This is a genomic window from Arcanobacterium hippocoleae (assembly GCF_031456295.1).
GTDB classification, from domain to species: Bacteria; Actinomycetota; Actinomycetes; order Actinomycetales; family Actinomycetaceae; genus Arcanobacterium_A; species Arcanobacterium_A hippocoleae.
Map to the genome: position 1 here is coordinate 666,736 of NZ_JAVDUJ010000001.1, position 24,522 is coordinate 691,257.

19 protein-coding genes and 1 pseudogene are annotated in these 24,522 nt (G+C 50.2%); 6 read left to right on the top strand and 14 right to left on the bottom strand.

Annotation, left to right across the window (positions count from 1 at the left end; all coding sequences use genetic code 11):
• Positions 1-10: 10 nt before the first annotated feature.
• A complete protein-coding gene (locus J2S36_RS02875; protein WP_309955332.1) occupies positions 11-1,687 on the bottom strand; it encodes a ribonuclease J in 1,677 nt (558 codons plus the stop codon).
• A gap of 175 nt (positions 1,688-1,862) precedes the next feature.
• Between J2S36_RS02875 and J2S36_RS02880 the strand changes: the two genes are divergently transcribed.
• A complete protein-coding gene (locus J2S36_RS02880) occupies positions 1,863-2,468 on the top strand; it encodes a GNAT family N-acetyltransferase (protein WP_309955334.1) in 606 nt (201 codons plus the stop codon).
• Here the strand turns inward: J2S36_RS02880 and J2S36_RS02885 are convergent.
• From J2S36_RS02885 to J2S36_RS02905, 5 genes are all read right to left on the bottom strand, one after another.
• Positions 2,465-3,802, bottom strand: a complete 1,338-nt coding sequence (locus J2S36_RS02885) for a M16 family metallopeptidase (protein ID WP_309955336.1) — start codon at positions 3,800-3,802, stop codon at positions 2,465-2,467. The genes J2S36_RS02880 and J2S36_RS02885 overlap by 4 nt on opposite strands.
• Positions 3,803-3,985: 183 nt before the next feature.
• Positions 3,986-6,337 carry a polyribonucleotide nucleotidyltransferase gene (locus J2S36_RS02890; protein WP_309955337.1) on the bottom strand — a complete coding sequence of 784 codons (2,352 nt, stop codon included), beginning with the start codon at positions 6,335-6,337 and terminating at the stop codon, positions 3,986-3,988.
• Positions 6,338-6,649: 312 nt separating this feature from the next.
• Entirely contained in the window at positions 6,650-6,919 is a 270-nt protein-coding gene (gene rpsO, locus J2S36_RS02895; RefSeq protein ID WP_309955339.1) for a 30S ribosomal protein S15, read from the bottom strand.
• Positions 6,920-7,104: 185 nt separating this feature from the next.
• A complete protein-coding gene (locus tag J2S36_RS02900) occupies positions 7,105-8,097 on the bottom strand; it encodes a bifunctional riboflavin kinase/FAD synthetase (protein WP_309957458.1) in 993 nt (330 codons plus the stop codon).
• A 33-nt stretch (positions 8,098-8,130) separates the two neighbouring features.
• Entirely contained in the window at positions 8,131-8,361 is a 231-nt protein-coding gene (locus J2S36_RS02905; RefSeq protein WP_309955341.1) for a hypothetical protein, read from the bottom strand.
• A 257-nt stretch (positions 8,362-8,618) separates the two neighbouring features.
• Between J2S36_RS02905 and J2S36_RS02910 the strand changes: the two genes are divergently transcribed.
• The 4 genes from J2S36_RS02910 to dhaM all read left to right on the top strand — a co-directional run bounded on the left by J2S36_RS02910 (position 8,619) and on the right by dhaM (position 12,315).
• Positions 8,619-9,785, top strand: a complete 1,167-nt coding sequence (locus J2S36_RS02910; protein ID WP_309955343.1) for an ATP-binding protein — start codon at positions 8,619-8,621, stop codon at positions 9,783-9,785.
• 186 nt (positions 9,786-9,971) lie between these two features.
• Positions 9,972-10,973: a dihydroxyacetone kinase subunit DhaK gene (gene dhaK / locus J2S36_RS02915; protein ID WP_309955345.1), complete on the top strand. Its 1,002-nt coding sequence runs from the start codon at positions 9,972-9,974 to the stop codon at positions 10,971-10,973.
• 2 nt (positions 10,974-10,975) lie between these two features.
• The gene (gene dhaL / locus J2S36_RS02920; RefSeq protein ID WP_309955347.1) at positions 10,976-11,641 is read left to right on the top strand and encodes a dihydroxyacetone kinase subunit DhaL; all 666 of its coding nucleotides are present in this window, start codon (positions 10,976-10,978) and stop codon (positions 11,639-11,641) included.
• Complete coding sequence (gene dhaM / locus J2S36_RS02925) at positions 11,638-12,315, top strand: dihydroxyacetone kinase phosphoryl donor subunit DhaM (protein WP_309955349.1); 678 nt, start codon at positions 11,638-11,640, stop codon at positions 12,313-12,315. The genes dhaL and dhaM overlap by 4 nt, the downstream gene beginning before the upstream one ends.
• Here the strand turns inward: dhaM and J2S36_RS02930 are convergent.
• The 8 genes and pseudogenes from J2S36_RS02930 to J2S36_RS02965 all read right to left on the bottom strand — a co-directional run bounded on the left by J2S36_RS02930 (position 12,293) and on the right by J2S36_RS02965 (position 21,801).
• Entirely contained in the window at positions 12,293-13,090 is a 798-nt protein-coding gene (locus tag J2S36_RS02930) for a hypothetical protein (protein WP_309955351.1), read from the bottom strand. The two genes, dhaM and J2S36_RS02930, sit on opposite strands and share 23 nt — an antisense overlap.
• Position 13,091: 1 nt before the next feature.
• Entirely contained in the window at positions 13,092-14,114 is a 1,023-nt protein-coding gene (locus J2S36_RS02935) for a class C sortase (RefSeq protein WP_309955354.1), read from the bottom strand.
• A gap of 374 nt (positions 14,115-14,488) precedes the next feature.
• Positions 14,489-14,596, bottom strand: coding sequence for an LPXTG cell wall anchor domain-containing protein (locus J2S36_RS02940; RefSeq protein WP_309957460.1), 108 nt, complete (start codon positions 14,594-14,596; stop codon positions 14,489-14,491).
• 195 nt (positions 14,597-14,791) lie between these two features.
• Positions 14,792-16,321, bottom strand: a pseudogene (locus J2S36_RS02945) (SpaH/EbpB family LPXTG-anchored major pilin); the annotation flags it as partial.
• A gap of 659 nt (positions 16,322-16,980) precedes the next feature.
• Positions 16,981-17,982, bottom strand: a complete 1,002-nt coding sequence (locus J2S36_RS02950; protein WP_309955356.1) for a malate dehydrogenase — start codon at positions 17,980-17,982, stop codon at positions 16,981-16,983.
• 140 nt (positions 17,983-18,122) lie between these two features.
• Positions 18,123-19,784 (bottom strand): glucose-6-phosphate isomerase, encoded by a 1,662-nt coding sequence (gene pgi / locus J2S36_RS02955; protein ID WP_309955358.1) that lies wholly within the window; start codon positions 19,782-19,784, stop codon positions 18,123-18,125.
• A 51-nt stretch (positions 19,785-19,835) separates the two neighbouring features.
• On the bottom strand, positions 19,836-20,849 hold the full coding sequence (gene galE, locus J2S36_RS02960) for a UDP-glucose 4-epimerase GalE (RefSeq protein ID WP_309955360.1): 1,014 nt from the start codon (positions 20,847-20,849) through the stop codon (positions 19,836-19,838).
• 139 nt (positions 20,850-20,988) lie between these two features.
• Positions 20,989-21,801, bottom strand: coding sequence for a nucleotidyltransferase family protein (locus J2S36_RS02965; protein WP_309955362.1), 813 nt, complete (start codon positions 21,799-21,801; stop codon positions 20,989-20,991).
• A gap of 268 nt (positions 21,802-22,069) precedes the next feature.
• On the opposite strand from J2S36_RS02965, the gene J2S36_RS02970 reads away from it, so the two are divergent.
• Positions 22,070-24,403: a 6-phosphofructokinase gene (locus J2S36_RS02970; protein ID WP_374717328.1), complete on the top strand. Its 2,334-nt coding sequence runs from the start codon at positions 22,070-22,072 to the stop codon at positions 24,401-24,403.
• Positions 24,404-24,522: the final 119 nt, after the last annotated feature.

A 24,522-nucleotide genomic window follows, 5' to 3' on the forward strand; every position in this document is an offset into this window, starting at 1 on the left:
AGACAAAAAATTAGGCTTCAATCACGGTTGGGATAATCATCGGTGCCCGGCGCAGACTCTTCGCCGCCCACCTGCCAATCACCCGGCGCATTGCTTGCTGCATCTGGTATGTATCACCTGCGCCTTTCTCCAGCGCGTTTTGCAATGCGGAACGCACATCAGGCAGGATCTCATCAAAAATTGAATCGTCTTCAGCCATTCCGCGCGCCTGGATATGCGGGCCGGCAAGGATCTCCCGATGATGTGAATCTACTACCGCGAAGAGTGCGATAAAGCCTTCTTGCCCGAGTGTGCGGCGATCAGTAAGTTCAGCTTCGCCGATTTCTCCGACTGAAGAGCCGTCTACAAAAACATATCCGCAAGGTATTTCACCCACGATTTTTGCTACCCCGTCGTGCAAATCGACGACGGTACCGTCTTCACAAAGCAATACATTTTCTGCCGGGACACCCGTTTTCACTGCTAATGATCCGTTTGCCACCAGATGCCGTGGTTCACCGTGGATTGGCATCACGTTTACTGGTTCGACGATATTGTATGCGTAAAGCAGCTCTCCTTGCGCGCAATGCCCGGAGACATGAATCCGAGCATTGCTCTGGTGCACTACTTTTGCCCCCAAGCGGGTGAGTCCGTTGATCAGCCGGAAAACCGAATTTTCATTTCCGGGAATCAAGGATGACGCGAAAACGATCGTATCTCCTGGCCCAACACTGATCCGTTTATGTGTGCCAGAAGCGATCCGGGAAAGTACTGCCATTGGTTCTCCCTGCGAACCTGTAGACATAAAAACACGCTGATTCTCTGGGATCTCTTCGATCTCGCGAAGATCGACCAAAGTATTTTCGGGCACGGTGAGGATCCCCAGCTCAGCTGCAATCCCCATATTCTTCACCATTGAACGCCCTACAAAGCATACTTTCCGGTGATGCTGATGCGCTGCATCAAGCACCTGCTGTACCCGATGCACGTGTGAAGCGAAGGAGGCAACTACGATTTGCCCTGGAGCTTGGCTGAAAATATTTTCCAATACTGGCCCGATTTCAACTTCCGAATGCACAAATCCAGGCACTTCGGCGTTCGTCGAATCAACCATGAAGAGGTCTACGCCTTCTTCACCGGCACGTGCGAAAGCACGCAAATCAGTGATTCGCCCATCAAGCGGTAACTGATCCATCTTAAAATCGCCCGTGATCAAAATATTTCCGCCGGTAGAACGCATAAATACAGCGAGCGCATCCGGGATTGAATGATTCACGGCGATAAATTCGCATTCAAAGCTACCCAGCTGCTCGATATCGCCTTCTTTCACTACCAGTGAATATGGTTTGATCCGATGCTCTGCAAGTTTTGCTTCTACCAGTGCAATCGTAAACTGTGAACCAATCAGCGGAATATCATTGCGCAGTTTCAGCAGGTATGGCACCGCGCCGATATGGTCTTCATGACCATGCGTGAGAATGATCCCGTCGATATCATCGAGGCGATCTTCCAGATACGTAAAATCTGGCAGGATCAAATCCACGCCTGGCTGGCTTTCTTCAGGGAAAAGCACACCGCAATCAACGATCAGGATCCGCCCATTGCATTCAAAGGTAGTCATATTTCGCCCGATGTTCCCGATGCCGCCAAGCGGAACGATGCGGACAGTATCTTTTTCAAGTTCAGCAGGTAAGTTTTTCGCATTCACCCTTCTATTCTTGCATGTTTTGCGCCAGATGATGAGCTAATGCGCCAGCGGGTGAAAGATTCACTGCTAATGTGGGCAATACTGCTTGATTTGCACTACGATAGGTGCGAGCCGATACGTTCGGTTTTCACGTCATCTGCGCTTCATTCATTTTGTAATAAGGACGGTATCTGCAATGGAACTGGCACGATCAAATGCACCAGATAATTCGGGAAAAGGTCCGTCATTTGTACGTATGGCAACTGTTGCAGACGCTGTAAAAATTGGCAGATTGAGTGCGCAAGTGATGCATCAGACGATTGTTGCCGCTTTGACGGCTCCGCTTTCGCCAGCATCGCAAGAACTTTTCAGTGAACAGCGTTTTATTGCTGCCTGGACGCAAACTCTTACCGATTTGCCGGGTTCAGATTACCGTGTGCTACTTGCGATCACAGACGGAGAAATTTGCGGCCTGGCTGCACTCGCTCCCACTACTCCACTTGATTTCCCGGTAGACCACCCGGCAGCTGTAAATCTTCCCGCAAACCGTTGCGCATTTGAAATCACAAATTTTGATTTCGATTCACACTATTTCGGGCAGGGAAATGAAGCACGGATGCTTGCAGCAATTAGCGAAATCACCGGAAAACCTGGCACTGAGCTGTATCTTTGGCTTTTTGCAAATTCTGCGGAGCTGATTCATTGCCTTACTCAGGCAGGGTTTGCTCCCTTGGGGTATCAGCGTGAATTAGAAATTGACGGGCGCAGATGCGCCCAGCATCTTTGGTGGACGACTTTCTAAACTTCGGCATCGGCTGATGCTGGCGCATGGATCGAACGCACGATCGCAGCCGGGCTGGCTGCGAGTTGCTGCGCTAAATCCTGAACCATCTGCGGAGTGACTTCGCGCGAGCGACGTAGATTTTCCGTGATCGACATCAGCTCACCACGGAACAGTTCTGCATATCCTAACCGATTTTTCCGGTAACCGTTCGTTTCTGCAGCAAATACTAGCTGCGCACGTTTTTGATTGACGGCAGTATCAAGTTCTGCCTGCGTCACTCCGTCTTGCGCGATCTGTTGTAGGCAGTTCCGCATCAGTTTCGCTACCTGCTCTGTATTTTCTTCAGCGCAAGCTGCTTCCATCGCGAAGATCCCGCCTTCGTTCCAGCTCAGATTCCATGAATATACCGAGTATGCGAGCCCGTGATTTTCGCGAATTTCTTGGAATAGCCGTGAAGATGTGCCGCCTCCGAGAATGATCTCGAACATGCTCATCACCGGTTCGAGTGCATTTGCGATCTCGATTCCGGGCATTCCCATCACGACGGCACTTTGCCGGCTCGAATGTGGCAAAATCAGTTCACTGGATTCTTTTGTATAAACAATATCTGCAACTCGTCTGCGCGGATTTGGAGTTACTTTTTCTGCTAGATCCCAGCCGTGTGCAGCAAGTAAATCAAGCAGTATCCGGCATAGTTCAGCATGATCGATATCGCCTGCCGCACTGACGATCAGTTCTTTTCCGTGATAATTTTTGCGGTAATGGTCGAGCATCGAATCGTGTGTGAGCGCATTGACGGTTTCTTTTGTGCCTCCGACGGGGCGTGCCAGCTGATGCTCGCCCATGACCAGTGGCAGCAATGCTGTTTCTACTGATTCGTTTACATCGTCCGCAGCGGCGGCAAGTTCTTCGAGGATCACCGAACGTTCCGTCTCCATTTGTGTTATCTCTAGCGTGGAATCGGTGATCATATCTACTAATAGTGCAAGTAATTGCGGTATGTCAGCTGAAAATACGCGCCCATAGTAGCAGGTGTATTGCCGGGAAGTAGCTGCATTGATCGCACCGCCAAGAAAATCGGAAAGCCGGGAGATATCGGCTGAAGTGCGCGTTTTTGTGCCTTTGAACAGCATGTGTTCAAGGAAGTGGGTGGAGCCTTCGTGCCCTGGTGCTTCATCTCGTGATCCAGCACCGATCCAGAACGAGATGGAAGCTGAACGCTGCCCGGGTACTTTTTCCGTCAGCACGCGAATTCCGCCCGGTAAAATTGAGCGGCGTCCGATGATTCCGTCTTCACTGAATTCGATATCGGTGAAGGTATCAAGGGGAAGCGAAATTTTCTCATAGGTCATTTTTGCAAGCTCCTGAAAAGATGGGCGATTATTGTGGCTGGATCTTCGCGTAATAATGCGGGTTGTAGCGCGATGCGGATTGTGATCAGCGAGCAGGCCGCACTTGGCGGAAAATCTCACCAAATACGGCCTGCCTGCGAATTTATCTCAGCGTCGAGCGCTGATTGCTTGTGATCAACAGAATTACTCAGCGGTGTCTGCGGATTCTGCTGATTCGTTTGCCGCTGGTGTTTCTGCAGAACGGGTGCGGCGGCGTTCGCGCGGGCGGCGTTCACGGCGATCTGAGCGTTCGCGATTGAACTTGCCCTTGTGTTCTTTTTCTTTTGTTTCTGCCGTTGCTTCTGCAGCGAGCTGCTCTTCGCTTAATACAGCGTGCAGGGAAAGCTTCCCGCGTGGATCGATTTCAGCCAATTCGACTTCTACCTTATCGCCCACATTCATCACTTCTTCAACTGATTCGATCCGCTTTCCGCCTACGAGCCGACGAATCTGTGAAATGTGCAGCAAACCATCTTTCCCTGGTGCGAGTGAAATAAATGCACCAAAGGTGGTGGTCTTTACTACTGTACCGACAAAGCGTTCGCCAACTTCTGGCATTTGTGGGTTTGCGATGCCGTTGATCATTTGGCGGGCAGCTTCAGCTGAGCTTCCGTTCGTTGCGCCAATGAATACGGTGCCGTCATCTTCGATTGTGATTTCAGCGCCGGTATCTTCCTGGATCTGGTTGATCATCTTGCCTTTTGGTCCAATGACTTCACCGATCTTGTCTACTGGGATCTGCACGGAAATGATCCGTGGTGCTGTTTCTGCCATTTCTTCTACTTCTGGCACTGCTTCTTCCAGCAGATCGAGGATCGCGAAACGTGCTTCACGTGCTTGTGCGAGCGCTCCGGCGAGTACTTGCGCTGGGATCCCATCAAGCTTCGTATCAAGCTGGAGTGCCGTCACATATTCACGGGTACCAGCGACTTTGAAGTCCATATCGCCGAGTGCGTCTTCTGCACCGAGGATATCGGTTAACGCAACGTAACGCTGTTCGCCTTCGATTTCGCCAGAAACAAGACCCATTGCAATACCTGCAACTGGAGCCTTGAGCGGCACGCCAGCATTCAGCAAGGAAATTGTTGATGCGCAGACGGAGCCCATTGATGTAGAACCATTCGATCCGAGTGCTTCCGATACTTGCCGAATCGCGTATGGGAATTCTTCACGAGCCGGGAGCACTGGCACGAGTGCGCGTTCAGCAAGCATTCCATGCCCGATTTCGCGGCGTTTTGGTGATCCTACACGCCCTGTTTCGCCAGTTGAGTATGGTGGGAAGTTGTAATGATGGATGTAGCGCTTTGCGGTGATCGGTGAAAGATTATCGATCTGTTGTTCCATCTTCAGCATATTGAGGGTGGTGACGCCCATGATCTGGGTTTCACCGCGCTGGAAGAGAGCTGAACCGTGTACACGTGGCAGGATTCCAGATTCTGCTGTGATTGTGCGGATCTCTACTGGTGTGCGGCCGTCCATGCGTTCACCGGTGGAAAGTACACGGTTGCGCATTGCTTGCTTCCAGTGTGAGTTCACGGCAAGTGCTAAGGGCTGTTCCCGCTCTGGGAATTGCGCGATCAATTCGCCAACGATTGTGTCTGTGAGTTCATTGAGAGCTTCATCGCGCTGATGCTTATCAATGATTCCCCAAAGGGCATCGAAGCGATCGCCGATCCGCTCACCGACAGCTGCAAATTCTTCCTCTGCATATTGCGGGAAGAGTGGGTATTCTTCAGCTGGTTTAGCTGCTTGCGCGGCAAGCTCAGATTGTGCTTCACACAATACGCGAATGAATTTCTTTGCTGCTTCTAGGCCTTCAGCAACAACTTCTTCAGTTGGCGTGAGGCCACCTTTCGCAACGTTTTCAACAAGATTCTCGCCGCCTTCAGCTTCCACCATCATAATCGCGATATCGTCGCCAACGATACGGCCAGCAACTACCATCGTGAATGTGGCGCGTGGTTCTTCAGAGTAGCGCGGGAATGCGACCCATTGCCCGTCGATCAAGGATAGCCGCACACCGCCAACTGGGCCGGAGAATGGCAATCCAGAAAGCTGGGTAGACATTGATGCAGCGTTGATTGCCACGACATCGTATGCATCGTCTGGGTGAATTGCGAGCACCGTTGCAACAACCTGCACTTCGTTGCGTAAACCTTTGACGAATGCCGGGCGAAGTGGGCGGTCGATCAAACGGGCGGCAAGGATTGCATCGGTTCCTGGGCGACCTTCACGACGGAAAAATGAGCCGGGGATGCGCCCTGCTGCGTAGGAACGTTCTTCCACATCAACCGTCAGTGGGAAGAAATCAAAACCTTCTCGTGGCTGTGAGGATACTGCCGTAGCTGAAAGTACGACGGTTTCGTCATCAAGATATGCTAGTGCGCAACCAGCTGCCTGCCGTGCAAGCAAGCCAGTCTCGAAGCGAATCTTCCGGGTACCAAATTCGCCATTATCAATAATGGCTTCACTGTATTTTACGTCTGGACCTTCCATGGGCCTTCTTTTCTCTTCTGCCTGCCGAAAACCGATCATCGATAATCGAGCGCGAACCTGATTATTTGCACCAGTACCGTCTTTTCGCCAACTAATTGCTTGCGTATCTAGACTGGAATAAATGTTTCGCACACCATGACCGAGGACCGAGTCTCGTGCCAGGACTTCCGCTATTTTCTTAGATCTACTTACAAATCGCTGTAAATGCATCACCTGTAAGGATCTTTATGTCGTTTTCTCTTGCGAGTTTTCTTAATTTTTCTCAGATGAGAAATCGGCCCTTACCTTGGAGGCAGGGCCGACTTGCTTCCGTTATCGGCGTAAACCGAGACGGGAAATCAGGGAACGGTAACGCTCGATATCTTCTTGCACGAGGTAATCAAGCAGCCGACGACGCTTACCGATGAGCAACATCAAACCACGACGTGAGTGGTGATCGTGATGGTGCGTCCGGAAGTGCTCGGTGAGTTCCTTGATCCGTGCAGAAAGCAAGGCTACCTGTACTTCAGGCGAACCAGTATCGCCCTCGTGGGTTGCATATTCTTTGATGATTGCATCTTTTGTCTCTTTTGCGAGAGCCATATGATTCTCCTTTTCACTAATTGCACGGAGCCTGGGGCTTGTTCTCCCAAGCGATGACGCTCCGTGGCCGGCTTAAACGGCATCACCATGCTACCACGGCACAGCAAGCCAGAACCACCAGGAAAAAGGTGAACTCCCCCTCAAGAAAAAAGGGAACGTCTCTGGCGCTGATTTCTCGGCGTATTTTATTTCGCCGTCACATCTGCCGGATTGACCCGGCACGATACTGGCACGCCAAGCACGAGCGCGCACTTGCGCAGATCCTCATCCATTTGCGCCAGCAACTGTGCCACGGAGGCAAATTTTTGCATTGGCCGTAAATATTCAATGAAATCGATCGCGATCTCTTGCCCGTACAAGTTCAAATCAGCCCTGCCCAATACGTGTGCTTCAACCGTCACCCGTTCACCAGCAAACTGCGGATTCATCCCAATCGAAATTGCTGCCGGTAATTTTATCACGGCTTTTGCGCCTGGCACTTCCTGCACCAGCCAACCAGCGTATACTCCTTGTGCTGGCACTTCGCCTAAATTATCGCCGGAAAGATTCGCTGTTGGGAAGCCTAATTCACGCCCGCGCTTGAACCCATGCTCGACCACACCGCGAATCCGATGTGGACGGCCAAGTACTTTCGCAGCGCCCCCGACATCACCGGCGGCAAGCAGATCGCGCACCCATGTTGAAGACCATCTCCTCCCGGATGCATCACAAAAATCAGCGATGATGTGCACATCGATACCGAGGTCTGCCCCGATTTCCTGCAATAATTTTCCGTCTCCAGAATTGTTTCGCCCGAAACGGGTATCCTGCCCCACGATAATCGCTTTTGCCCGTAATGTTTTTACCAGCAGATTTTCAATAAAATCACGCGGCTCAGTGGCTGCGAATGGAAGATCATAATGCTGTACATAAACTGCATCCATTCCGGCAGCTTCGAGCCGCTCTAAGCGGTCTTCGAGCGAAGTGATCAAATGTAAATCTGTATCCGGTTGATGCACGAGACGCGGATGTGGCTGGAAGGTCAGCGCAAGCGCTTTTAATCCCTTTTCCCGCGCAACAGCTACCGTCTGTGCGAGCACTCTCCCGTGCCCGAGATGTACTCCGTCGAAAATGCCAATTGTGATGGCAGTATTTTCGTAATCAACTGGGATGTCTGATTCTTGATACCAAATTTGCATAATTTTCAAAGTTCAATTCTGGAATTAATGTGTTTATTTTCCGCGGAGCCCAAGCTGCGGGCGCCCGTGTGAGAAATCATCAGCAATATCTGCTGGAGTGTTTTCACTGCGCACGCCGTGCTTCTTTCCGTGCCCGCCGCAGCCACAGCCGCCACCGCAACCTGTTTGGGTGCTTGCTTTTTCTACTGCACGATGTTCATTTCGCGCCGCATCGTGGGTTTTCATTTCAGCAAGGTGCATATTTTCAGCTTCGTATTCTTTCATGTACTTAAGCATAGTTGATTGACGTGTTTCAATACATTTTGCAAAATTGGCGGAGTTTTTCTTGAAGAGCGGGTGCACTTCTATCGCGCAGAAATCAGCAGCTGTGAAGCAAACCATAAAAGAGATATAAAGAGATATAAAGAGATATAAAGAGATATAAAGAGATATAAAGAGATATAAAGAGATATAAAGAGATATAAAGAGATATAAAACTAATCAACTCTCTTTACTTAGCACAATCAGCAAAGGCACAAATTATGAAAAATCCATTCAAACCTACAGCAGGGAAAATGCCACCGGTGCTCATCGGTCGTGATTATGCAATTGAGGAATTTACCGATGGCATCAATGATGGCGCTGGCAGCCCTGGGCGTCTCATCCGGATCAGCGGAAACAGAGGCACCGGAAAGACGGTTTTACTCACTGAATTGGGAAAAATTGCAGCGCAGCAAAACTGGTTCGTGATTGACGAAACTGCTGGAGAGGGGCTTGCAGAACGCCTCCTTGAAGCATTAGTTGGAAAAGAAAAATCAAAGCGAAAAATTACCGATATCACATTGCCTACCGTGAATATCGATCCGATAGGAATAGATTTCGGGAAAGTTTCGCTTTCGCCTAAGCTGCTTCCTACTACCTTGCGTGATGCACTCTCGAAAAGGATTGCAGATGTGAATCGAAAGCATCACGATGCGGGAGTTTTTCTCACAATCGACGAAGTACAGGCAGCCTCGACTACAGAGTTGAGAGCAATTGCTACTGCTGTGCAGCATCTGATTCGTGAAGAAAAAAATATCGCGGTAGCTTTTGCTGGGCTTCCCAGCTCCACATCACGTCTGCTACATGATGAGGTAATTACTTTTCTGCGGCGCGCAATTCCGCTTGAATTAGGCGCAATTGATCTTCTTGAAGTGCGCGAGGCTTTCGCGGAAGTAATTGCAGCAAACGGCAGAACGATTACTGATGCAGCCCTTGATTTACTTACCGCAGCCACGCTTGGTTACCCGTTCTTAATTCAGCTGGTCGGGTATCATGTCTGGCGGCGCGCTACAGATGATGCTCCAATCGATGTAAACACAGCAAAATCTGGAATTGCAGCGGCGCAAATCCGACTCGGGCAAACGGTACACGCACCTGCTTTTGATGATCTTTCCGATGTGGATAAAACGTTTTTACTCGCGATGTCGCAAGATGATGGACCCTCATCAATGGCAGATATTGCCAAACGTATGCGCAAAGATACTCAATACACCGGGATGTACCGCGCACGTCTGATTGATGCAGGTGTTATTGCACAAGTTGCGTACGGAAAGGTTGATTTTGCGATCCCTTATTTACGAGCTTGGCTGCGCGAACACGAAGCATCACTGTATTTGAATATTTCACAAAATTCTGAAGATAAATTTTCCGCAGAGCAAGAGCAGTAATCACATCGGTGGGCAAGGCTGAACGAGATCGGCTCCTTACCGCCTTAGCCCACTTTTCCCTCTAGTGCGTAGCGCCCTGCCTTGCTATACTTAAGTTGCGTGTGGCTTGCATCACGCGCCAGCTTGAAAGCTTTAGCTCAAGGGCTGCAAGCATTTAATCGCAATAACTCGATGAGGAGTGTCTCCATGAAAAAGCTGATTAATGACCCACATAATGTGGTAGCAGAGTCTGTAGCAGGGTTTGCGCTCGCCTACTCCGATTACATCACCGCAAATCCAGATCCCGCCTTTATTACCCGCAAAGAGCCGAAAGCTGCTGGTAAAGTGGCGATTATTTCCGGTGGCGGCTCGGGGCATGAGCCATTGCATGGCGGATTTGTGGGTTATGGCATGCTTGATGCGGCTGTTCCGGGTGCCGTCTTTACTTCACCTACTCCTGATCCAATTCTGGAGGCTACAAAAGCTGTCGATCGTGGGGCGGGAGTTTTGCATCTGGTGAAGAATTACACTGGCGATGTACTCAATTTCGAGACGGCAGCAGAGCTTGCCGAGATGGAAGATATTGCGGTAGCTTCCGTGGTGATCAATGATGATGTTGCAGTGGAAGATTCACTTTATACTGCCGGACGGCGTGGCGTGGCAGGCACGATGCTGGTTGAGAAGATCGCTGGTGCTGCTGCCGAGCGTGGCGATGATCTTGCTGCGGTGACGGCGATCGCGCAGCGGGTAAACGATAATGTGCGGTCAATGGGCGTGGCGCTTACCGCTTGTACTGTGCCACATGCGGGAAAGCCATCATTTGAACTGGCAGATGATGAGATCGAGATCGGGATCGGGATTCATAGCGAGCCTGGGCGGAGGCGGGTGCCGATGAGTTCTGCAGATGAGATCACTGACCAGTTGCTCGACCCGATTCTTAACGATCTGCAATTAAAATCTGGCGAAAAGGTGATCGTGCTGGTAAACAGTATGGGCGGGACGCCGTTAAGCGAACTTTATATTATGTATCGGCGGGTGCATCAGCGGCTTTCCGAGGCGGGCGTTGAAATTGCGCGCTCACTGGTGGGACCGTATGTTACTGCTTTGGAAATGCAGGGTGCTTCGCTCTCGCTTCTGCGCCTTGATGCGGAACTGCTTGAGCTTTTTGATGCGCCAGTTTCCACCCCAGCTTATCGGAAAGGAATGTGAAAATGGGAGAGTTGAATACTGCTTGGGCGATCGCCTGGATGAAAGGCTGTGCCACTGAGATTGCAGCGAAACGTGATGAGCTTGTGGAGCTTGATCGAGTAATTGGCGATGGTGATCATGGCGAAAATCTTGATCGCGGTTTTCAGGCGGTGCTTGCAAAAATTGATCAGCTGCTTGCTGCGGATACGGCTGATGCATCGGGCGATGCCTTGCGTACTCCAGCAGATGTGTTGAAGCTTGTTGCGAAGACTTTGATGTCTACGGTGGGTGGGGCGTCTGGTCCGCTTTTGGGTACTGCCTTTCTACGTGCAGCGAAAGAAGTAGAAGCGGAAGCCCTTGACTCATTCGCCGTGGCAGCGATGATTGAAGCTGCTCTTGGCGGGATCCAGCATCGGGGTAAGGCTGTTGCGGGAGAAAAGACGATGGTTGACGTGTGGGCACCTGCCGCTGTGGCGGCTCGGGCGGCGGCAGCATCTGGCGCTACCCCTCAGGATACGCTTGCAGCTGCTGCGCAAGCTGCGCAAACTGGGGCGGCAGCAACGATTCCAATGCTTGCGACGAAAGGGAGGGCTTCCTATCTTGGTGAGCGTTCGGTGGGGCATCTTGATCCGGGGGCAGCTTCTTCGTCTTATATTTTGTTTGCAGCAGTGAAGGCGGCAGAACTATGAGTGTATCTTTGATTCTTGTGTCTCATTCAAAGCAGCTCGCTGCAGGGTTGGCGGAGCTTGCGGCGCAGATGGCGCGTGATGTGAATGTGATTCCCGTGGGTGGCAGGGATGATGGTGCGATCGGCACCTCATTTGATCTGATTGAGGAAGCAATTAGTGCGCAGCTTGATTCTGGCAAGGAAGTTTTGGTGCTTACTGATCTTGGTTCTGCCACGATGACGGTTGAATCTGTGCTCGAATTTATTGCTGACGATGCGGCGTTTTTTGTTGCTGCACCGTTTGTGGAGGGCACGATTGCGGCTGCGGTTGCCGCACAGTCTGGTAAAGGGCTGCGAGAGTGTGCGCAGGTTGCTGCGCAGGCGGCGGATTCCTTTAATGCACCTCAGGTTGCTGGCGTTGCTGCTTCTGCTGCTGAATCGGCAACATATGCCCGCACGGTTATTGTGGCAGATTCTGTGGGGCTGCACGCTCGCCCGGCAGCGCGGATCGCGCAGATGGCAGCAGCTACTGATGGTGCAGTGTTACTTAATGGGGAGCCAGCTGATTCTTTGCTGAAGATCATGACGCTTGGAATTAATCATGGTGAAGAAGTGACTATTTCTACTGTGTCTGCTCAGTTTCAGCAGGTGGTGGATGAGATTGCGGATGCGATCAGCGCAGGGCTTGACGGGTAGTGTGCTGATCAGTATTCGTTTTTCTCCGCTTTAGCAGCATTGCGCCGATGCCAAATAGCATTACGCTAATGCCACTTAGCCCCATGACTGCTGCACCTGTTTTTGAAAGGTTTCCGGGTGGTTTTGGTGGTGCGGGTGGCGTGGGTGGTGTAGGTGGTGGTGCGATTGGTTCTGGCTGGATTGAGTAGTGTGTTTTGGCGGTGAGGTCTGCCGCGCATTGCCACGTGTTATTTACTGCTAAGGGCAATGTGATTAGGAATGGATCTAGTTGCGATATTTTATAACCTGGCACTATCGGGGCTTTGGCTGTTACGAGGTAGACTCCGATCGGCAGGTGTTTGAATTCTACTTGTGCCTGCGCGTTGGTGATACCAGTGTGGGGTTCGCCGATGAATCCGAGTGTGTTTGCTTGTGCGATGGTGAGCTCGCGGATTTTTTCCCATTGGGTGTGATCGTTTAGATTAATTCCGGCTACTTGCCGGAGGGTGATTTCAAATCCTGCGCCGGTTGGTTCTTTTAGTGCACTATCAGGTAGGCGATCGAATGGGTTTGGTTGTGGCAGGCGCAGGCGTAGTGAACTATCTGTGCAGGGGATCTCAAAATTTGGTCGCCGCGCATCGCCTGTGGCTGTTGCTGTTTGTATTGCTTGGATGGCTGTATTTTGCAGCGGCGTTTCGGCTGCTGCTTGGGGCAGCTGGAGTGGGTTGAGCAGCCCGACGGAGATAATTCCTGCCGCAATGAAAGTGGAGTTTTTGCGTGAGCGTCTGGTGTTCATTTTAGATTCCCGCACTTTCTTTTCCTGGCAATGGTTGTTGCGTGATGTTTGGCTTTGTTTCTTCTGGTTCATTTCGCTCTTTTTGTTTTTTGCGATTTTTCCGCAGGATGTTGATCACTTCGAGCAGCGCGATCAGGGCTCCGCCGAGGAAGAGCCACATCCACCATTGGAGGTGGAATCCGCTGGCTGTATCTAGTATTTTCGCGTTTTCTTCGTCGAGTGGTGCGCGTTCTGCGTGTACGAGGAGCCGGTGGGAGTTTACCCCGTATGGTGTGCAGGTGACCAGGGTGAGGATGTCTTTTCCAGTGATTTTATGTAGTGAATCGGTTTCTTCGGGAAGTACTACTTCGGTGTCTTTCACGACGTATCTTAATCGTTGCCCATATATTTCGATATAGATTGATTGACCTTTTTTCAGGTCGATCAGGTTGTCGAAGAGGGTGGCGGTGCGTAGCCCGGTGTGTGCGGTGAGCACGGAATGGGTGGATGTGCCGCCGACTGGAAGGTCGGTGCCGAAGAGGTGCCCTACTCCGTTTTCGAGTGCGTTGGGGCGGGTGCCGTGGAAGATTGGCAGGTTAACGTGGATGTCTGGGATGACGATGCGCGCCATTGTGGAGCTCAGGTTTAGGAGGGAGAGATATTCTTTGTATTTTTCGTTATCGTCTGTGATGCGTGAGAGCCACGGATCGAGGATCGGCCCGTGCGCCCGGTATTGGTTGTATTCGTGTGCTTTTTGCAGGGCGGCTTCGAGTTTTGCCGGGTCTGATTTTTGGATGAATTTTTTGTATTCTAATGCTACTTGTTGTTGTTGATGGTTGTTCCATTGGGTAGCGAATACGGGATAGAGGAATACGATCATTCCGATTATTACGGCAAGCATTGGGAGCAGATTGTTTTTCTTTCCGCGCTTCTTTGCGCTGTTTTTTTCCGCATTTTTGAGCGTCTTTGCTGCTGTGCTTTCGCCGTTTTGGACTGCTGTTTCGGCGCTAGTGTGGTGCTGCTCGCGAATGCTGATATCTGCCATTGTGGGATTCTTACCAGTTAAGTTTCTCTTCGGTCATGCGTGCAGGATTGGGTGATGCACGCTGCTGTTATCTTTTGGATGCTTCCATGCCGCATCTTTGGCATTGTGATTTGCCGGGGATCAATATTTGCCTTATAAGCTGCTGTTTTATTCTTTTGATGCAGCAGCGAGGATTTTGTTTTATCGCCATTTATCTTTGGAGGCAATTTTCCGGGTTACGGAGTTTGGATATTTCCTGAATAACCGGATTGACGTGTTTTGGTTTCGCAGGTTTGTGGAAGCTGAGGGCTGTTTTAGCTCTCAGCTTCCACAGTTTTGCGATTACCGTTTCAGCATTATTGTTTTGTGAAAATGCTGAGTTTGGGCTTTAGCGTTTAGGCTTCCTGCTCTTTGCGGGAGTTGCGCTTCGCACCATAGATACCGCCAGCCACGATCGCTGCACCGAGCACACCAAAGATTGCAATACCAGCGCCACCAGTCAATGGGAGGTTTGGCGTATCCTTAATGTTGATTACAGTAACCTTACCGGAGAGATCTGCGGCAGTCTCAAAATTAGTATCTGGCTTAGTAAGTTCTAACTCAACGATCCCTGTTTTAGGATCAACAGCCCCAGGTTCCCATACAACAAGATTTTTCTCGGTACCTGAGATTATGTCGCCATTCGCGTCAGTTTCCCAAGTAGTTGTCTTAGTAACTTTATTTCCAAGTTTTACATTAAACTTAATGGGTTCATGAATTAAGGCGTAGCCTGTTGGAGCTTTCGTTTCCACGAGGTAGTAGTTTGGCGATTGATTAGTAGGTTGTGCGGTGTTGTCATCTGCGAAGTCATTTACATGCAGACCAGTAACCTTTGCTACACCTTTTTCACCGCCTGTAACTGCATCAGGTGCACCTTCTTGTCTAACCGCATTTGAACCAGTTACAATTACGTCTTTTTTAGTAGCTTCATTGCCATCAAGATTAATGCGCTTAGAATAATCGATTTCACCATTCTCATTAGCACCGTAAACGGCAAATTCAGCACCATCAAGCAATTCACCGTTACCGTTTTCTGCACGCTTTACAACTTTGATTTGACCCCATGCAGAAACTACAGTATTAGAGCGGTTACCCCTTCCTGGAGGAGGATTTTCACCTGGATCATTTGGATCCTCATGATGTGTTGAATCACCGTTGTTCTTGAAAGTGAAGAAAGTATTTGGAATAATACCTTGGCTATTTACTTTCGCTTTGAAATCAACCACAACCTTTTGGTTATCCGCAGCGTCTTTGGCAGTCACAGCTGCACCAAGTTTATTCAAACCAGCAGTAGTGAGAACGATAACGAACTTCTGACCAGCAGTTTGTCCCTGCGTTTGCTTTTGCTTATTACCTTTTCCTTCATAGAAAGTGATCTTGTAATCATCATTCAATTTTAAAGGCTTGAGATCAGGAGCAGCGCCATACTTTACGGTGATTTGATCGTTTACATCTAGCTGAAGCTTTTCATCAAGATTTTCATATAGTGCAAAATCAGAAAGCGTGTATTCAAGTTTTGCTTCTGTACCATCGTTTCCTTTTTTCTGCTCCGCTTCAGGAACTGACTTTACGCTGGAGGGAATAGATGAGGAGAGCTGATAGCTGATTTTTTCGCCGACTTGCTTGTTGCTATCCACAACAGTCTTTACATTGTCTTCTTTTGAATTCTTTGGATAAACATATACTGCATAGTTGGTATTGCTTTCATCCATAATCCACTTGTTCCGATCGGCTGGATCAGTGGTAGGCAAGAAAATCAAAGATGGCGCAGAACCAACAAATCCTTCTGGAGTAACGGACTCTTCGAGCAAGTACACACCCAAATTAAGATTCGTGAAACCTTTCGTATTTTTAACGAAAAGTTCACCATCATGATTAGTGGTTCCTTCTGCTACTGCGTTACCAACACCAAAAGCAGAACGATTCGCATTTACTATCTCTGCTTTGAGTTTTCCTAATTTTTCAATCTGCTCATTCTTTGTGATATCAATAGCATCACCTTGGACATAATCAACGCCTCTAAGTTCAGCAAGATTTGAAACTTTATAGAGCTTGAATTTTGCCCCTTTAACCGGATTCGCGCCGTTAACATCCTGACTTTTCTTACCAGTCGGATCCTTAAAACCAGCACCATCATCGTACTTGGTCAGGAAGATAATACCCTTCTTCTGAGCATCAATTACCGAAGCCGGGGCAGTGGCACCCCCCCCCCGATGATTGTGTTGTAATACCCGGGTTTACCGCAAATGCAGCACCAGTAGCTGCAACGCTCGAAAAAAGCAGTGCGCCAGCAGCAATTACGCTAACACCTACTTTGCGTGCGTGTTTAATCATATTTACCTCTCACATGATTCTGAAGATACGCATCTCCGGATGCTCATCTTCTACGAAATGTGATGCATGCGGAGATTTACATATTTAGTATGCGCCGGGGACTAGTATCCCATATCGATCCACCGAAACGAAAGCTATTTTTTCACTATCTCGAAAATATTTTTTAACAATCCCTTTTGTACATTTTTTACAATCGAAAATCACAGTCAAATATGCTGGCATTTCGCCATTTTCCAGTTAAAACCTACACTTTCACGCCAATGTGAAATATTCAACAAAACACAAGAACAGTATTTTTTAACAATATAGGACGAACGTTCTAGACATTTTTTCACAATGTAACAAAGATTTTTTCACAAAGATAGTTGAAAAATTAAGAAATATCAGAAGGAGCAAAATGTATAAAAATACCGTAAAAAATACATGTAAATAAAATAAAAAATAGGGTGGCTCGGAACCATTCATCAGTTCCGAGCCACCCATCAACGCCGCATACCGGCGCAAGCAGTAGATCTTACTTCAACAAGCCCAGCGCACGCACCGCATCAAGCTCTTCCTGCGCCTTCTGAGCCGAATAATCAATACCAGCCTGAGTCTGCTCTGAAATCTCCAGACCCTCCACGATCTTCCACTCACCATTCTCAGAAGTAACCGGCACACCAAAAGCGAGCCCAGCAGGAATACCGTAATGCTCACCATCACTCAAAATCGCTGCAGACACCCAATCACCCTCAGGAGTACCATTCACCCAGTTATATACGTGATCAATAGCTGCCGAAGCTGCCGAAGCTGCCGAAGACGCACCACGAGCCTCAATAATTGCAGCACCACGCTTCGCAACCGTTGGCACGAAATAATCCTTCCGCCAAGCCTCATCCACCAATTCATGAGCCGGCTTGCCAGCCACCGTCGCATACGAAAGATCCGGATACTGATCTGCAGAATGATTACCCCAAACCACCATCTTCTTAATATCAGCTACCGGCGCCCCCACCTTCTCAGCAAGCTGCGAAATTGCACGATTATGATCAAGGCGCATCATCGCCGTAAACCGCGACTTTGGCACATCCGGAGCTGCCGCAGCAGCAATCACAGCATTCGTATTCGCCGGATTACCAACCACCAACACGCGAATATCATCCGCTGCATGATCATTAATCGCCTTACCCTGCGGACCAAAAATACCGCCGTTAGCTTCCAGCAAATCTGCCCGCTCCATCCCCTTTGTGCGCGGGCGAGCACCCACAAGCAGCCCCACGGAAGAACCGTCAAAAGCCTGGTTCGCATCATCAAAGATATTCACTGAATCAAGCAACGGGAATGCACAATCATTCAGCTCCATCGCCGTACCCTCAGCAGCCTTCAAACCCTGCGGAATCTCCAGCATATTCAAACGCACCGGCACATCCGGGCCGAGCAACGCTCCAGAAGCGATCCGGAAAAGAAGCGCGTAACCGATATTACCTGCTGCACCCGTAACGGTAACAGTAACTGGTGTCTTGCAATTGCATGCCATATTAAATAACTCCTATGTTAGGTGTTTGTGGTTTCCCACTTACTTTCTAAGGATACCGCGCCAGCAAAAAATCCACCTGGTACTAAAGTGCAATTCGCTAACGCGGATCCATTTTTCAAATCACGTGCCCAGACTTCCGCCTAAAGATCACGCCGGAAATTCCGGTAATACTCAATCAAAGCACGCGTAGACTGATCCTGCTGCGCAAGCGCATCTGCATCACCAGCCACCGCATCAGCAAGCTGCGAAGCCATCTGCTTCCCCAGCTCCACACCCCACTGATCAAAAGAATCAATCCCCCAAACGATTCCCTGCACAAAAGTAATGTGCTCATAAAGCGCAATCAACTGCCCCAACACAGACGGGGTCAAAGCCGGTGCCATAATCGACGTAGTTGGCTTATTCCCTGGGAAAATTCGCGCCGTCACAATATCTTCACGCGTACCCTCGCCGCGCACTTCCGCTTCCGTCTTGCCAAAAGCAAGCGCCTTCGTTTGTGCAAAGAAATTCCCAAGGAACAACTCATGCTGATCATTTTCCCCATCGCGCAAAGGATACGTAGGAGTAGCAAAAGCAATAAAATCTGCTGGGATCAACTGCGTACCCTGATGAATCAGCTGATAAAAAGCATGCTGCCCATTCGTGCCAGGCTCGCCCCAAAACACTTCACCAGTAGCGGCAGTAACCTCACTACCATCCCAGCGTACCCGCTTACCATTAGACTCCATTGTAAGCTGCTGCAAATATGCCGGGAAACGATGCAAGAACTGCGCATAAGGCAAAACCGCATGTGTAGCAGCCCCCAAGAAATTCACATAAAACACATTCAGCAAACCCATCAGCAACGGGATATTCCGCTCTGCCGGTGCAGTACGGAAATGCGTATCCAGCGCATGGAAACCACCCAAGAAATTCTTAAACGCCTGTGGACCAATCGCAATCGCAAGCACCGTACCAACAGCAGAATCCACCGAATAACGCCCGCCAACCCAGCTCCAGAAGCCAAAAGCATTCTCCGGATCGATCCCGAACTCTGCCACCTTCGCAAGATTCGTTGAAACAGCCACAAAATGCTTCGCCACTGCCCCATCAGCACTAATATGCGCCTTCGCCAGCTGCGCTAAGAACCACGCCCGCGCCTGCCGCGCATTAGTGAGCGTCTCAAGCGTCGTGAAAGTCTTTGAAGCAATAATGAAAAGCACCGTTTCTGGATCCACGCCCTTCAAAGTTTCACCAAGATCAGTTGGATCAATATTCGAAATAAAACGGCACTCCAAATTCGGATCAACATAAGGCTTCAACGCCTCATAAGCCATCACCGGGCCCAAATCAGAGCCGCCAATCCCGATATTCACGATCGTCTTAATCGGCTTCCCCGTCACGCCCCGCCACTCGCCTGAACGCACCCGATCAGCAAAAGCATAAATCCGATCAAGCACCTCATGCACATCATCAATCACATTCTTGCCGTCCAAAATCAGCTCTTCACCCTTCGGACGACGCAAAGCCGTATGCAATACCGAGCGCCCCTCGGTAACGTTGATCTTCTCGCCATTAAACATCGCTTCGCGGCGCTCAGCAAGATTCACCTCCTGCGCCAACTCTAGCAAAGCAGCCTTCAACTCATCCGTCAGATAAGACTTCGAGAGATCCACATACAAATCAGCAGCCGTAAAAGTCAACTTTTCAGCACGCTGCGGATCCTGCGCAAACCAGTTACGAAAATCTACACTCAACCGATCACGAATTTCGCCGATCTTCCCCCACGCTGCAGTGGTAGTGGCATCGATTGGGTTCACCATTAAGTATTCTCCTCCATTTTCGGAATCAACAAAGATTTTCCGGCAATTATTTTAGCTCCGGTAACCATTCGGATTACGCGATTGCCACCGATAAGAATCAGCACACATCTGATCCAAATCCCGCTTCGCCTCCCAACCGAGCTCCTCACGCGCCTTTGCCGGATTCGCATACGAACTTGCCACATCCCCAGGACGGCGCCCCACGATCTCATACGGCACATCCTTCCCAGCAGCCTTCGAAAACGCACGAATCACCTCCAGCACCGAATACGGATTCCCCGTACCCAGATTCCACACATGGAATCCCGGACGGCCATCAATCTGATCCAAAGCAGCCAAATGCCCCTGCGCCAAATCCATCACATGAATATAATCGCGCGTACCAGTACCGTCAGGAGTATCGTAATCATCACCAAATACCGCCACGCGAGCAAGCTTCCCGGTAGCTACCTGCGCCACATACGGCAGCAGATTATTCGGGATATCCGCCGGATCTTCCCCGATCTTCCCCGATTCGTGGGCACCAATCGGATTAAAATAACGCAAAGCTGCAACAGCAAGATTTGCATCTGCCACTGTAGCATCATGCAAGATCTGCTCATTCATCGCTTTCGTCCAACCATATGGATTCGTGGCGCTACCGGCTGGATCCGTCTCCGAAAAAGGCGGCTGACCATCGCCATACACGGTAGCGGAAGAAGAGAAAACGATATTCCGGCAGCCATGAGCCTTCATCGCTTCCAGCAAAGTGATCGTCGAACCAATATTCTCGCGGTAATAATCTAGCGGCAACTCCACCGACTCCCCCACAGCCTTCTTGCCTGCAAAATGGATCACGGCATCAGGCTGGAAATCTACAAAAGCCGCATCAAGCGCATCCCGATCCCGCACATTCGCCTTCACAAAGCCCGGCATCCGCCCCGTAAGCTCACTTACCCGGCGCAACGACTCCTCCGAAGAATTCGATAAATCATCGATCACAAGCACATCATGCCCAGCTTCCAAGAGCAACAGCACCGTATGGGAACCAATAAATCCTGCTCCACCAGCAACTAAAACTTTCATCCTACTTTTCGTCCTTCTCAGATCACAGTCTGCTAAAATCTGGTTTATTTTCAAGTTTGACTATTCTTTTGAGATGCTGCATCGCCGTAATTTACAGCAGCCCAAAAATCGCATTAGATCCAGCGCATAATCCGCGGCATTAAAGCACTACCTCGCGTGCTTGCAACACTTGCTCCACCGCTTTAATATCGTTTTGGTTTGACATATCGAGCACGCCAGCTTCCGAACGCACAATCTCCACACGCTGCCCATGCTCCACCAAATCACGCACTGCATCAACAATCTCATATTCGCCACGCGCCGAGGGCACAATCCGCTCCGCAGCAGCAAAAATCTCTGGCGTAAAACAGAAACAATTCATTGAAACCAAAATTGGCTTCGGCTGAGCTGCCACCACTTCCGGAGCAGGCTTTTCGATAATATCTGCAAAATCCCCGTTCGCATCAGCACGCAAAATTGCAAAAGCGGCAATCCGCTCAGCGGGAATATTCGAATTTTGCACCAACCCATCAGCATCAAAACCAATCGTGGCATTCCCCTTCGTCGCACCAAGTGCACGCACAGCCTCCGTCGGATAATAATTATCGCCATTGACCATCACAAAACGATCAGTGCCAACCCACTCCTTCGCAGCAAGCACCGCATTCGCTGTACCTAACGGCTCTTCCTGGATCGCATACGAAATTTTGATGCGAGTAGTTTGCAGTGAATCATAATAATCCCGCACCCCCTGATGCTCTGGACCAATCACCAAACACGCTTCCGTGATTCCTGCATCAGCATAAGCATGCAAGCAGTGATCAAGAAACGGCCGACCAATCGGCATCATTGCCTTCGCGCCAAGAGATGCTGCCTCAGCCTGAGCGCCCGTCAACTCCGCTCCTGCAGCAGCTTTCCGCATCCGCGTACCCAAACCGCGCGCCAAAACCACTACTTTATGCAAATCCGTCATTGCGATTCCTTTCAAATGCATTTTATGTGGCATCCGTGCCAACAATTTCACCGCATTCGCGGGGAATCAAATATCTGCACCCCGCAAAGTAGATTCTACTCACTCTTCCGCTGCGAACCTAAGCCTTTAGTGCGATTCGTGAATTTTTTGTGAAGAAAAGATTAAAACTCATTTCAGCCCAGACCCTGCAGCAAAAAATCCAGTACAATTAAGGCAGCTATTGGCATTTCGCGCAAACTGCTTCCGCTCGATTCAAAGAGGAGTTCCCGTGAATACACAAAATTCAGCAGATACCGATCCAGTATTCAAAAATCAAAGCATCCAGCCAGCAACTGGTGTAAAAATCGGTGTGCTCACCTCCGGTGGAGATGCGCAAGGAATGAATGCCGCGCTCCGAGCCGCGGTCCGCACTGCCGTGCATGAAGGCGCAACCCCATATGCAATCCGCGAAGGCTGGAAAGGCGCAGTAGAAGGCGGAAAATTCATTGAAGAACTCGCCTGGAGCGATGTCTCCAATATCCTCAATAGCGGCGGCACCGCGATCGGCACCGCCCGCTGCGACGAATTCCGCGAACGCGCCGGAATCAAAAAAGCCGTCCAAAACTTAGTCGAAAAAGGCATCGACCGCCTGGTCGTGATCGGTGGCGACGGCACCCTCAGCGGAGCTGACGAACTACGCGAACTTTGGCCAGAACTCCTTGCAGAGCTGATCGCAGAAGGCGCAATCTCCGAAAGCCTTGGTGCCCGCCACCAAAAACTATACCTGGCAGGTGTAGTGGGATCGATTGATAACGATCTTGTTGGTACCGATATGACGGTAGGCGCAGATTCAGCCTTACACCGGATCATCGAAGCAATAGATGCGATCGCCTCCACAGCAGCTTCCCATCAACGTACTTTCATCATCGAAGTAATGGGGCGTAATTGCGGCTACCTGGCACTCATGAGCGCAATTGCCGGCGGCTGCGATTACGTCTTCATTCCAGAGCTTCCCCCCGCTGCTAATTGGCGCGAAGAAATGTGCGAAAAACTGCGCACTGGGCGAGCACACGGACGGCGCGATTCACTCGTGATCGTCGCCGAAGGCGCAATCGACCGCGAAGGAAAGCCGATCACTTCCCAAATGGTGAAAGAGCTCCTCGAATCCGAACTTGGCGAAGACGTGCGCTTAACCTCTCTCGGGCACGTGCAGCGCGGCGGCACCCCCTCAGCATACGACCGCTGGATGCCCACCCTGCTTGGCTATACCGCTGCCTGGGAAATGATCCACGCTGACGAATCAGTACAACCAATGATCATCGGCACCCGCTCAAATCGGCTAATGCGCCTGCCAATGATGGAAACGATTGCCAATACGCGGGCAGTGAAGAAATATATCAAAGAAAAAAACTGGGATGCAGCAATCGCCTCGCGCGGCACCGGTTACCGCGAAATGATCGATCTTTTTGAAACAATTTCCGCCCCACTTCCTACGCAATCGGATGAATCACTACCAAAACCACGGGTCGGAATCATTCATGCCGGCGGGCTCGCACCGGGCATGAATCCGGCAGCACGCGCCGCCGTCAAACTCGGAATCGATCGCGGCTTTGAAATGATCGGCATCGAAGGCGGATTCCCAGGGCTACTCGCCGGAGATTTACACGAGCTAAAATGGGGAGACGTCGAAGGCTGGGCAGAAGACGGCTCTGCTGAGCTAGGCACCCGCCGCACGATCCCGTCAGTAGACCAATATTATAAGCTTTCGCGTGCGATTGAAGATGCACGGCTTGATGCACTGCTCATCATTGGCGGTTTCAAAGGATACAAGGCCGCATATTCGATGGTGCACGAACGCGACCGCTACCCTGCCTTCGAGATCCCGATTGCCTGCGTACCCGCTTCGATCGATAACAATCTTCCCGGTGCGGAAATGTCGATCGGTGTGGATACTGCAATCAATAATAATGCCTACGTAATAGACCGAATCCGGCAATCTGCATCTGCCTCACAACGTTGCTTCGTGGTGGAAACGATGGGGCGGAAGAATGGATATCTTGCTTTAATGAGCGCGATTTCCACTGGCGCTGAGAAAGTCTACTTAGCCGAAAATGGGGTCACATTGGCTGAACTTTCTGAAGATACACGCCGGATGACGGAATCTTTCCAAAACGGACGCCAACTCTACCTCGTAGTACGCAACGAAAATGCTTCCGAATATTACACCACTGATTTGCTGCGGCGAATTTTTGAAGAAGAAGGCGGCGGCTTATTTGATGTCCGCGCCTCGATTATCGGGCATCTGCAGCAAGGCGGAAACCCGAGCCCATTCGACCGTACGCTGGCAGTACGGATGGTGCATAAAGCGATTGATGAACTTGCAGCCGCGCTAAACTCCACAAAACCCGCTGACCAGAAGAAATCCTTCTACGTAGGGCAACTAGCAGGCAAAATGCATGCATATCCGGTCACGCATATGCCAGATATGATTGATATGGATGAGCGGTTGCCATACGATCCGTGGTGGAAAGGCTTAGAGCAAGTACTCCAGGTAGTCGCAGATAAACAGTCGCGGAAAGATGTCGGCAGACTCCCCACCTTAGTGCAGGAAATCGAAGCATAAACGCGATCCGCAGGTTTTCTCAGAAGATCGGATCCAGTATTTTTCAGGATCCCCAGCGGCATCAACTATTGTTTGCATCGAAGTGGTGTTTTTGTATCACGGTCAGGCTTGACCGCTGC

Excerpts from the sequence above, each read along its gene's own strand:
- J2S36_RS02880 (WP_309955334.1), top strand. The coding sequence starts at position 1,863 with ATGGAACTGGCACGATCAAATGCACCAGATAATTCGGGAAAAGGTCCG.
- J2S36_RS02885 (WP_309955336.1), bottom strand. The coding sequence starts at position 3,802 with ATGACCTATGAGAAAATTTCGCTTCCCCTTGATACCTTCACCGATATC.
- J2S36_RS02890 (WP_309955337.1), bottom strand. The coding sequence starts at position 6,337 with ATGGAAGGTCCAGACGTAAAATACAGTGAAGCCATTATTGATAATGGC.
- rpsO (WP_309955339.1), bottom strand. The coding sequence starts at position 6,919 with ATGGCTCTCGCAAAAGAGACAAAAGATGCAATCATCAAAGAATATGCA.
- J2S36_RS02900 (WP_309957458.1), bottom strand. The coding sequence starts at position 8,097 with ATGCAAATTTGGTATCAAGAATCAGACATCCCAGTTGATTACGAAAAT.
- J2S36_RS02905 (WP_309955341.1), bottom strand. The coding sequence starts at position 8,361 with ATGAAAGAATACGAAGCTGAAAATATGCACCTTGCTGAAATGAAAACC.
- J2S36_RS02910 (WP_309955343.1), top strand. The coding sequence starts at position 8,619 with ATGAAAAATCCATTCAAACCTACAGCAGGGAAAATGCCACCGGTGCTC.
- dhaK (WP_309955345.1), top strand. The coding sequence starts at position 9,972 with ATGAAAAAGCTGATTAATGACCCACATAATGTGGTAGCAGAGTCTGTA.
- dhaL (WP_309955347.1), top strand. The coding sequence starts at position 10,976 with ATGGGAGAGTTGAATACTGCTTGGGCGATCGCCTGGATGAAAGGCTGT.
- dhaM (WP_309955349.1), top strand. The coding sequence starts at position 11,638 with ATGAGTGTATCTTTGATTCTTGTGTCTCATTCAAAGCAGCTCGCTGCA.
- J2S36_RS02930 (WP_309955351.1), bottom strand. The coding sequence starts at position 13,090 with ATGAACACCAGACGCTCACGCAAAAACTCCACTTTCATTGCGGCAGGA.
- J2S36_RS02935 (WP_309955354.1), bottom strand. The coding sequence starts at position 14,114 with ATGGCAGATATCAGCATTCGCGAGCAGCACCACACTAGCGCCGAAACA.
- J2S36_RS02950 (WP_309955356.1), bottom strand. The coding sequence starts at position 17,982 with ATGGCATGCAATTGCAAGACACCAGTTACTGTTACCGTTACGGGTGCA.
- pgi (WP_309955358.1), bottom strand. The coding sequence starts at position 19,784 with ATGGTGAACCCAATCGATGCCACTACCACTGCAGCGTGGGGGAAGATC.
- galE (WP_309955360.1), bottom strand. The coding sequence starts at position 20,849 with ATGAAAGTTTTAGTTGCTGGTGGAGCAGGATTTATTGGTTCCCATACG.
- J2S36_RS02965 (WP_309955362.1), bottom strand. The coding sequence starts at position 21,801 with ATGACGGATTTGCATAAAGTAGTGGTTTTGGCGCGCGGTTTGGGTACG.